We start from the raw sequence: 8,032 nt of genomic DNA, 5'->3' as shown, positions 1-8,032 counted from the left end.
CGCACCCGCGTCCGCGCCGACCGGGTCGAGCTCGGCGTCCTCCAGCGCGGCACGATCCGATTCGGCGTCGGCGAGCGGCGGACGCGCGGGCGCCCCGTCCTCCTCGAAAGGGTCGACGATGTCGGCGATCTCGCCCAGGTCCCGCAGCAGCCGCTCCAGGCGCGACGGCCCCACGTTCGGCGCGACGCTGGCCAGCACCCACTCGTTCTCCAGCCAGGCGACCCCCACGTCACCGCCGAGCCCGTCGGCGGCGTCCACGAGGTCCTGGCCGATCATCGTGCGTGCCCGGCCGAGGTCGTCGGCGAAGGCGTAACGCTGGCCGACCGGGCCGAGCAGTTCGGGCATCTCGGCACGCTGGAACGGCACGCTCGCCAACCACAGTTCGAGCAACACGGGATGCACCCGGTTGCACCGCACGGCCACGATCACCGCGGGGATGACGCCGTCCGACTCGATGTCGAAGACGAACACGGGACGGCGACCGTCGGCGGTGAACGTCGAGCCCGCCACGACGTTGACCGCCCCCTGCGCCGCGAAGTAGCCGATCGCGCCGCCGGACCACTGCCGGGGCAGCCCCGCGTCCTCCTCGACGTACTGCCATCCGCGCAACTCGGCCCAGCGTGCGCGCTCGCGGTTGCGCGAACTCTCCCTGGCGCGGTCGGCGGTGAGCAGGGCGAGCCCGGCGACCGCGGCGACGGCGGCGATGACGAACCAGATCCACGCTGGAATACCCACGGCGCACAGGGTAGCCCGCACGGCCCGCCGACCAAGATCAGCGGGCCGTGTCGCGCCGACTCGTTCGGCGGAGTCCCCGTGGACCGCGGGGTGTTACTCCGTCCGGGTGACGACGAGGGGTTTCCCGGTGTCGGCCGGGGACTCCGGGACGTCGACGTGCACCGTGTCGCCGTCCCGGACCTCGCCCGCGAGCAGCTTGCGGGCCAGTTCGTCGCCGATCGCGGACTGGATCAGCCTGCGCAACGGCCGCGCCCCGTAGACGGGGTCGAAACCGTTCAGCGCCAGCCACTCCCGTGCGGCGGGGGTGACCTCCAGGGTGAGCCTGCGCTGGGCGAGCCGCCGCGCCAGCCGGCGCACCTGGATGTCGACGATCTCGGCGAGCTGCTCGGGGTCCAGCGCGTGGAACACGACCACGTCGTCGAGCCGGTTGAGGAACTCCGGCTTGAAGTGCTGCCGCACCACCGTCATCACCGAGTCCGTGCGCTGCTGTTCGGTGAGCGCCGGGTCGGCGATGGCCTGCGAGCCCAGGTTCGACGTGAGCACGAGAATCGTGTTGCGGAAGTCCACCGTCCGGCCCTGCCCGTCGGTGAGGCGCCCGTCGTCGAGCACCTGCAACAGCACGTCGAACACGTCCGGGTGGGCCTTCTCCACCTCGTCGAGCAGCACCACCGAGTACGGCCGCCTGCGGACCGTCTCGGTGAGCTGACCGCCCCGGTCGTACCCGACGTAGCCGGGCGGGGCACCGACCAGCCGCGCGACCGAGTGCTTCTCGCTGTACTCGCTCATGTCGACGCGCAGCATCGCGCGCTCGTCGTCGAACAGGAACTCGGCCAGCGCCTTGGCCAGCTCGGTCTTGCCGACGCCGGTGGGGCCGAGGAACAGGAACGAACCGGTGGGCCGGTCCGGGTCGGCGACCCCGGCACGTGCCCGGCGCACCGCGTCGGAGACCACCCGCACGGCGTCGGCCTGCCCGACCACCCGCTCGGCGAGCTCCTCCTCCATGCGCAGCAGTTTGCCGGTCTCGCCCTCCAGGAGCCTGCCCGCGGGGATGCCGGTCCACGCGCTGACGACATCGGCCACGTCGTCCGGACCGACCTCCTCCTTGAGCATCACCTCGCCCGTGTCCTCCACGCGTTCCGAGGCGCGGGTGGCCTCGTCCAGCTCCTTCTCCAGTGCGGGGATCCGGCCGTACCGCAGCTCGGCGGCGCGGCCGAGGTCGGAGTCCCGCTCGGCGCGATCCGCCGCACCCCGCAGCTGTTCCAGCTGCTCCTTGAGCTCCCGGACCCGCTCGATCGAGCCCTTCTCGTTCTGCCAGCGCGCGGTCAGTGCGGTCAGCTGCTCGCGCTTCTCGGCCAGCTCCCCGCGCAGGGTCTCCAGCCGCTCGCGGGAGGCGGCGTCGTCCTCGGCCGACAGCGCCATCTCCTCGATCTCCAGACGCCGCACGGTGCGCTCGACCTCGTCGATCTCCACCGGCCGCGAGTCGATCTCCATGCGGAGCCGGGACGCGGCCTCGTCCACCAGGTCGATCGCCTTGTCCGGCAGGAACCGCGCGGTGATGTAGCGGTCGGACAGGGTCGCGGCGGCCACCAAGGCCGCGTCGGTGATCCGCACGCCGTGGTGGACCTCGTAGCGTTCCTTCAGCCCCCGCAGGATGCCCACGGCGTCCTCCACGGAGGGTTCACCCACGATGATCTGCTGGAACCGACGCTCCAGGGCGGCGTCGGTCTCGATGTGCTCGCGGTACTCGTCGAGCGTGGTGGCACCGACCATGCGCAGCTCCCCCCGGGCGAGCATCGGCTTGATCATGTTGCCCGCGTCCAGCGAGGAGTCACCACCTCCGCCGCCGCCCGCACCGACGATGGTGTGCAGCTCGTCGATGAAGGTGACGACCTGTCCGTCGGACTCCTTGATCTCCTTGAGCACGGCCTTGAGCCGTTCCTCGAACTCGCCCCGGTACTTCGCGCCCGCGACCATCGACCCGAGGTCGAGCGCCACGACCCGTTTGCCGCGCAGCGATTCCGGCACGTCCCCGGCGACGATACGCTGGGCCAGGCCCTCCACGATCGCGGTTTTGCCCACCCCGGGTTCGCCGATGAGCACCGGGTTGTTCTTGGTCCGCCGGGACAGCACCTGCACCACCCGGCGGATCTCGGTGTCCCGCCCGATCACCGGGTCGAGATCACCGGCCTTCGCCCGCTCGGTGAGGTCGAGTCCGTACTTCTCCAGCGCCTGGTAGGTGCCCTCGGGGTCCGGGGTGGTGACGCGGGCGGAGCCGCGCACCCGGGTGAACGCCTCCCGGAGGGCGTCCGGGGTGGCTCCGTGCCGCTGCAGCAGATCCGCGACCGGGCCGCCCTCCGCGGCCAACCCCACCAGCACGTGTTCGGTGGAGACGTACTCGTCACCCAGTTCGGTGGCCAGCTTCTGCGCACGGGTGAGCGACGTGACGGCGTGGGTGTCGAACTGCGGGGTGGACACGGTCGCCCCGGTCGCCGAGGGCAGTCCCGCGGTGACCGGTTCGAGATCCTTGCGGACGACCGCGACATCGGCCCCGACCGCCTCCAACAGCGGCACGGTGAGCCCGTCGCCCTGCGCCAGGAGCGCACCGAGCAGATGCGCGGGTGAGATCTCCGGATTGCCCGCCATCGTGGCGGCCTGTGCCGCCGACGAGATCGCCTGCTGCGTCTTCGTTGTCGGGTTGAACGCGTCCATCCCTCACCTCTTGTGGTGCTACTTCGTGTTGTCGGCGTGTCCGGCCCGGTTCGCGGCTACCGGCCACAGGAGGACGGGTCACCGCCCGACCGACCGAGATGCCCGGCCGGACCCGTGTTGCCCGCCTTCAACAAGAAGAACGTAAGGAAACTTGAGTGTGTTCCGCTCAATCCGGGCGATCTCCCGGTGAGAGGTAGGTAACGTTGCGTAACAGATGGCCGCAGGGTCTTGTCAGCCGTGCCCCTTTAGGGTCAGATACCGGACCATGTCTGTGAACCGCACCACGGAGGTCGCGTCGAGCCCACCGGCCGACCCGACCACACACGTCCTCGCTGCCGAGGGAGGGACCCTCGCCTCGATCGAGGAAGCGATCAACAGTGTCTTCGAACCGTTGACGGAGGGCCTCTCCGCGTTCGTGTTCGCCGAGGTCAGCATCGGCAGTATCTCGTTCCCGTGGATCGTGGCCTGGCTGATCCTCGCGGCGACCGTCTTCACGATCTACTTCGGGTTCATCCAGTTCCGCGGCTTCAAGCTGGCCACCGAGATCGTCCGGGGCAAGTACACCGACCAGAAGGAGCCCGGCGAGATCTCGCACTTCGCGGCGCTCTCCTCGGCCGTGTCCGGCACCGTGGGACTCGGCAACATCGCCGGTGTCGGCGTCGCGGTGACCATCGGCGGCGCCGGTGCGACATTCTGGATGATCCTGGCGGGCCTGCTCGGGATGTGCACCAAGTTCGTCGAGTGCACCCTGGGTGTGAAGTACCGCGAGACGCACGCCGACGGCACCGTCTCCGGTGGCCCGATGCACTACCTGCGCAAGGGGCTCGCCGAGCGGTTCGGCAACGCGTTCGGCCGGGGCCTGGGGAAGGTGCTCGCGGTCCTCACCGCGGTCATGCTGCTGTTCTTCGCCTTCTCCGGCGGCAACATGTTCCAGGCGAACCAGACCTTCTCCCAGCTCAAGAACGTCACCGGCGGTGAGGACGGCCTGCTCGGCGGCGCCGGTGCCTCGCTGATCTTCGGCATCGTGCTCGCGGTCGTCGTCGGCTTCGTGATCATCGGTGGGATCAAGTCCGTCGGCGCCGTGACCAGCAGGCTGGTGCCCGCCATGGCCGTGGTCTACATCGCCGCCTGCCTGACCGTCATCCTCGTCAACATCACCAGCGTGCCGGACGCGGTCGGTCAGATCGTCGGTGGCGCGTTCGCACCGGAGGGCGTCGTCGGTGGTGCGATCGGCGCCCTGATCGTCGGTTTCCAGCGTTCGGCCTTCTCCAACGAGGCGGGCCTCGGTTCGGCCCCGATCGCCCACTCGGCGGTCAAGACCAGGAACCCGGCCACCGAGGGCTACGTGGCGCTGCTGGAGCCGTTCATCGACACCGTCGTGGTCTGCACGATGACGGCACTGACCATCGTCATCGCCGCGCCGCAGATGTGGCTGGACAGCAAGGCCACCCTGTTCGCGGGCGGCGAGCCGCCGAGCAACGAGCAGGGTGTCACCATCACCTCGGAGGCGTTCGGCACCGTGCTGCCGTGGTTCCCGTACGTGCTGACCGTCGCCGTGGCACTGTTCGCGCTCTCGACGCTGATCACCTGGGGCTACTACGGACAGAAGGCGTGGATCTTCCTGTTCGGCAAGTCCCGGGTGACCGAGCGGGTGTACCAGCTGCTGTACTGCCTGTTCGTCGTGATCGGCTCGGTGCTCACCCTCGGCAGCGTGCTGTCCTTCGCCGACGCCGTGCTGTTCATGCTCGCGCTGTTCAACATCATCGGTCTCTACCTGCTGATGCCGGTGGTCAAGCGCGAGGTCCGCGCCTTCCGGGACAAGCTCCGCTCCGGTGAGGTGAGCAAGGTCGACGACACGGTCCACAGCTGACCATCACCGACCCGTCCGGACAGCGAACCGCCCGTCCCCCGCCGGGGACGGGCGGTTCTCGTATGGGGGGAGGGGAGGGGAGCGGCGCCTGTCCGACCGGCTTCCGGGAGGCCGCCTACCGCGACCGGCGCACGGGACCTAATGTTGGTCGCCGGACCGCTCGGCCTGGAAGGTGAACCCCGTTGTTGCCCGTGACAGTGCGCTCGCCGCGGCCGCGCTCGCCGTGGCCACGCTCGCTGTTGCCGCGCTCGCTGTTGCCGTCGGTGCGGGTGTCACCCGCGCGGACGCTCCGGACCCCGCCGGGGTGCGCGCGATGACGAACGAACCGATCAGCCCGATCCCGGAGCTGGCACCACCCCGACAGGCGCCGCCCGCCGTCGTCGAGATGGTGGGCCACATCCGCCGGACCTGGCAGCTGGCACGGCCGTACCTGCCGGAGATCACCGAGGACTTCTACAACCTGCTGTTCACCCTCGCGCCCACCACGCGCGACTTCTTCCCCGCCAGCCTGCAGGCCGAACAGGGCCGCACCTTCCGGGCACTGGTGCACGTGCTGCACATCGTCGACCGGCCGGACGACCTCGCCCCGTTCCTGCACGAACTCGGCAGGGACTACCGCAAGTTCGACGCGCGACCCGACCACTACGAGGCGGTGGGCACCGCGCTGCTCGCCGCCCTGAAGCGCTGGCTGGACGACGCCTGGACCCCCGAGGTCGAGCGCGCGTGGGCGGAGGCCTACACCCTCGTCGCCCGGTCCATGCAGGACGCCGCGGAGGAATACCGTCACCAGCCGCCGTACTGGCGGGCCACCGTCGCCGAGCACTACCGGCTCAACAGGGACCTGGCGCTCCTCCGCCTCGAACCGGAGGAGGCGATCCCCTACCGCGCGGGTCAGTACTTCAGCGTGGAGGTGCCCCAGCGTCCCCGGCTGTGGCGGCACCTCTCCCCGGCGAACGCGCCGAGGCCGGACGGCTCGCTGGAGTTCCACGTGCGTGCCGTCGACGGCGGCTGGGTGTCGCGGGCGATCGTCGGCCACACCCGGCAGGGGGACGAGTGGCGGATCGGGCCGCCACTCGGCGGTCTGCACGTCGACCGGGAGGCCGGGCATCCGGTCCTGATGATCGCGGGCGGCACGGGGGTCGCCCCGTTGCAGGCCCTCGTGGACGAGTTGGGCCGGTTCGTCACGAACCCGCCCGTGACGTTCTTCTACGGCGGCCGGACGCGGGCCGACCTCTACGCGCTCGACCAGTTGCGGGGGCTCGCCGCCACGAACCCGTGGCTGACGGTACGCCCGGTGGTGGAGCACCCGGACGGGATGCCCGGTTTCGAGCACGGCACGCTCGCCGAGGCCGTCACGCGCCGCGGCCCCTGGGCCGACCACGACATCCTGGTCTCCGGTTCCCCGGGGATGATCAAGGGCACGGTGTCCCGGATGCTGGTGGCGGGAACGGCCCTGCACCAGATCCGCTATGACCCCTTCGCTCTGGACTGAACCGACCTGGCCTGAACCGCCCCGGCCGGAAACCGCTTCCGGGTCGACCGCGCCGGACCGGTGGGCCCGGCCGGTCAGCGGCGGCGTTGCGGGCGCCAGACGACCAGGGCGTTCCGGCGGGCGGGCACGAGATCCCTGCGGTAGGAGGCGTGGACGGCCGCCGCGGCCTGCTCGGCTGCCGCGTACGCCGCGGCGAGCTCCTCGTTCAGCTCGGCCACCCGCTGTTGCAGGGCCTCGACCTGATTCTCCAGTTCGATGATCCGTTTGATCCCGGCGAGGTTGACCCCCTCCTCCTGGGACAGGCGCTGGACCTCCCGCAGCTGCGCGATGTCCCGCAGCGAGTAACGCCTGCCCCCTCCCGGGGTGCGGCCGGGGCACACCAGTCCCAGCCGGTCATAGGAGCGCAGGGTCTGCGCGTGCAGTCCGGACAGCTGCGCCGCCACCGAGATCACGAAGACCGGCGTGTCCTCGTCCGCACCGTGCGGTAACCCTCCCACCGGACCGGAACCACCGAACATGCACGCCTCACTCCCTGTCTCGCAACAGCGCGGTGATCTCGGGCCGCGGATCCGTGTCCGCGACCGTCTCGGCGTAGCGCTCCAGCGCCTTCCTGGCCTTCGCGTCCAGCTTACCGGGCACCACAACCTGCACCGTGACCAGAAGATCGCCCCGGGTGCCGTCCCGGCGGGTGATGCCCTTGCCGCGCACCCGCAGGACCCGTCCGCTCGACGTCCCCGCGGGAACCTTCAGCGAGACCCGGGAGTCCAGGGTCGGGACGGTCACGGTCGTGCCGAGCGCGACCTCACTGAAGTCCACCGGCACGGTGATCGTCAGGTCGTTGCCGGACCGGGCGAACACCTCGTGCGGCCGGACGTGTACGCGCACGTAGAGATCCCCAGCGGGAGCGCCGCCCCGGCCGGGCTCGCCCTGGCCCGCCAACCGGATGCGCTGGTTGTCGTCCACCCCGGGCGGGATCCGCACGGTCAGCGTCCGGGTGCGGTCGCTGACCCCTTCGCCGCCGCACTCCTGGCAGGGTTGATCGATGATCGTGCCGCGGCCGCGGCAGTCCCGGCACGGCTCGGAGAAGGCGAACGCACCCTGGCTGCGGTTGACCAGACCCACGCCCGAACAGGTCGGGCAGGTGCGGGGGCCGGTGCCCGGGCGGGCGCCGTTGCCGTGGCAGGTCCCGCAGGTCGCCGGGCTGGACAGGCGCAGTGGCAGGGTCG

6 protein-coding genes are annotated in these 8,032 nt (G+C 70.8%); 2 read left to right on the top strand and 4 right to left on the bottom strand.

From position 1 onward, the window contains the following. Together SACHA_RS19750 and clpB are read right to left on the bottom strand one after the other, a co-directional pair. Window positions 1–735 (bottom strand): type III secretion system chaperone family protein (locus SACHA_RS19750; protein WP_019806606.1); only part of this gene is annotated, 735 nt, incomplete at its 3' end. Between the two features lie 93 nt (window positions 736–828). Next, complete coding sequence (gene clpB, locus SACHA_RS0101430; RefSeq protein ID WP_019806605.1) at window positions 829–3,444, bottom strand: ATP-dependent chaperone ClpB; 2,616 nt, start codon at window positions 3,442–3,444, stop codon at window positions 829–831. 265 nt (window positions 3,445–3,709) lie between these two features. Between clpB and SACHA_RS0101425 the strand changes: the two genes are divergently transcribed. Both SACHA_RS0101425 and SACHA_RS0101420 read left to right on the top strand, forming a co-directional pair. Beyond that, window positions 3,710–5,314: an alanine/glycine:cation symporter family protein gene (locus SACHA_RS0101425; RefSeq protein ID WP_028662780.1), complete on the top strand. Its 1,605-nt coding sequence runs from the start codon at window positions 3,710–3,712 to the stop codon at window positions 5,312–5,314. Window positions 5,315–5,627: 313 nt separating this feature from the next. After that, a complete protein-coding gene (locus tag SACHA_RS0101420; RefSeq protein WP_019806601.1) occupies window positions 5,628–6,806 on the top strand; it encodes an FAD-binding oxidoreductase in 1,179 nt (392 codons plus the stop codon). A gap of 74 nt (window positions 6,807–6,880) precedes the next feature. Here the strand turns inward: SACHA_RS0101420 and SACHA_RS0101415 are convergent, their stop codons facing one another. Next, the gene (locus SACHA_RS0101415; protein WP_019806599.1) at window positions 6,881–7,324 is read right to left on the bottom strand and encodes a heat shock protein transcriptional repressor HspR; all 444 of its coding nucleotides are present in this window, start codon (window positions 7,322–7,324) and stop codon (window positions 6,881–6,883) included. 7 nt (window positions 7,325–7,331) lie between these two features. Then, the coding region (locus tag SACHA_RS19745; protein ID WP_039737584.1) for a DnaJ C-terminal domain-containing protein at window positions 7,332–8,032 on the bottom strand (701 nt) is incomplete at its 5' end.

Source organism: Saccharomonospora halophila 8, assembly GCF_000383775.1.
Classification (GTDB): domain Bacteria; phylum Actinomycetota; class Actinomycetes; order Mycobacteriales; family Pseudonocardiaceae; genus Saccharomonospora; species Saccharomonospora halophila.
The sequence above is the reverse complement of the archived record's forward strand: the minus strand, read 5'-3'. Positions and strand labels throughout refer to the sequence as shown.

Excerpts from the sequence above, each read along its gene's own strand:
- clpB (WP_019806605.1), bottom strand. The coding sequence starts at position 3,444 with ATGGACGCGTTCAACCCGACAACGAAGACGCAGCAGGCGATCTCGTCG.
- SACHA_RS0101425 (WP_028662780.1), top strand. The coding sequence starts at position 3,710 with ATGTCTGTGAACCGCACCACGGAGGTCGCGTCGAGCCCACCGGCCGAC.
- SACHA_RS0101420 (WP_019806601.1), top strand. The coding sequence starts at position 5,628 with ATGACGAACGAACCGATCAGCCCGATCCCGGAGCTGGCACCACCCCGA.
- SACHA_RS0101415 (WP_019806599.1), bottom strand. The coding sequence starts at position 7,324 with ATGTTCGGTGGTTCCGGTCCGGTGGGAGGGTTACCGCACGGTGCGGAC.